Origin of the sequence: Moorena sp. SIO4E2, from assembly GCF_010671945.1 — a bacterium.
Classification (GTDB): Bacteria; Cyanobacteriota; Cyanobacteriia; order Cyanobacteriales; family Coleofasciculaceae; genus Moorena; species Moorena producens.
Window position 1 is genome coordinate 1 of record NZ_JAAHIE010001130.1, and the last position, 1,671, is coordinate 1,671.

2 protein-coding genes are annotated in these 1,671 nt (G+C 38.1%); both read right to left on the bottom strand.

The window, feature by feature from the left end:
* Window positions 1–330: 330 nt before the first annotated feature.
* Window positions 331–624 carry a hypothetical protein gene (locus tag F6K37_RS41455; protein WP_008185119.1) on the bottom strand — a complete coding sequence of 98 codons (294 nt, stop codon included), beginning with the start codon at window positions 622–624 and terminating at the stop codon, window positions 331–333.
* A 174-nt stretch (window positions 625–798) separates the two neighbouring features.
* On the bottom strand, window positions 799–1,671 hold an 873-nt coding region (locus F6K37_RS41460; protein ID WP_287257092.1), incomplete at its 5' end, for a hypothetical protein.

Genomic DNA, 1,671 nt, shown 5'->3' on the forward strand with positions numbered 1-1,671 from the left:
TTGTTTGAGCATTTTAAGGATAACAGGTTGGTTATCTGCCCGCCGATGTCCGCGATAGACTAGGGAGTTGGTGCTCTCATGGAGTTTTTCCGTAACTTGGTAACCTGATAAATCGCGCATGCTTATCTCCGTTCAAGGAGTGTTTATTATACAAAACTGCAACCAGTGCCGTTTGAGCTGATTAAATAATAATCCATTTGCCCAATTGTATAAAGTTATGAGTGATTTAAAATCAACTACCCCACCTAACCTAACCGTTAGGTGGGGCTTCTAGGGAATTTAGCTAAAACTCAAAGAATTGAGCTTGATGAAACTTTTCTACACCAAATTCTAGTTAAAGTTAGGTGTGGATTCTTCTGATGGAGAAGGCTCTGGATCTGGTATGGGAAAAGGGTCTGGATCTGGCAAGGGATCGGGACCGGGATCGGCGCAGGTAATAGCAAGCGGGGCTTGTTCGTTTGCAAAGAAGGCTGCAATTTTAGCAGGTTCTTTGCTGATCATTGCAGTCTGCTCTACTTCAGATAAACCCACCTCGTCCATTACGGAACTGGGGTTATTGATAAAAACACTTTGTTTGTTGGGGTCAAGGGCCAAATCTGTTAATAAATTAAATAGTTTACTCATGAGATATCCTACCAATCTTTAACGTAGTTACCAGTGAAAAATGCCAGCTAATTGTCGCTTATTTTTTTTACCCAGTCGATTCTCTTTAATTAAGAGTTTCAGCGCTTGTTTAAGGCACCGATTAAATTGCTATAGCAATTCTATTTTAGAGCCGAATAATCAGCACTTATAAACTCAATCTTTGTCAGGATTCAAGAACATTGAAAAATATTTTGTGATTGCTTTCTTTATTATTTGTGAACGCTCTATATCCGAAAGTACTGGAGTTTGAAAAACCCTTTCTATTGTGTAGTAAGAATTGATTCGAAAGCCAATGTCTCGATAAAGGTTCGCGGTACCAATAATACTGTCTTCCTCCAGAAGAACACTTAAATCACTAAGCAAGAAAAGAACATTGCTACATGTTTCCGTCAGGGCAAAGTTTTTCCATAGCCATAATTGTGCCTCCTCACACTCTTCAGCAGAATCTATAGAATCTATATGAGGGTTATTTATCACATCGTTCAGAACAAGCTTTGTTAATGGATGTTCATAAGCATTATCATATTCTATTATAGCTTTTATTTGATTTGTAGTAAATTTATTAGCACTAATTTGATATCGCAATACAGTTTGACAGACTTCAGAAAACGGTAACTTGGCGTTTTTAATGAATGTGTTAAATTTTTCGATAATATCATCATTAATATCTTCTAATTTTTCTTTATTTTGCTGAGCTTCAATTACGGTGAGGATTAGGTAAGCAATCAAGTCACCTGGCTGAACCATCAAGGCTTTTTGGGCATAAGCGATCGCTCTACCGTAGTATCTCTCTTTCTTATCTTCGTCTTTTATCTTCGTTAAATAAAAACATAGCAATGCATGTTCATAAAGATCTAGCCTCCTGCTTTCTAAGAATGGGACAGGAGAAGGAGAGAACTGTAAAACCTGAGATTCCGGAGCTATTACTATCTCTACTGATAAATCCCAGTGTGAATCCTCGTATTCTTGAACCAATCTGTAAACTGTTGCTCGCATACCCCAAGCCCACCTATACCTGGGCTTGGA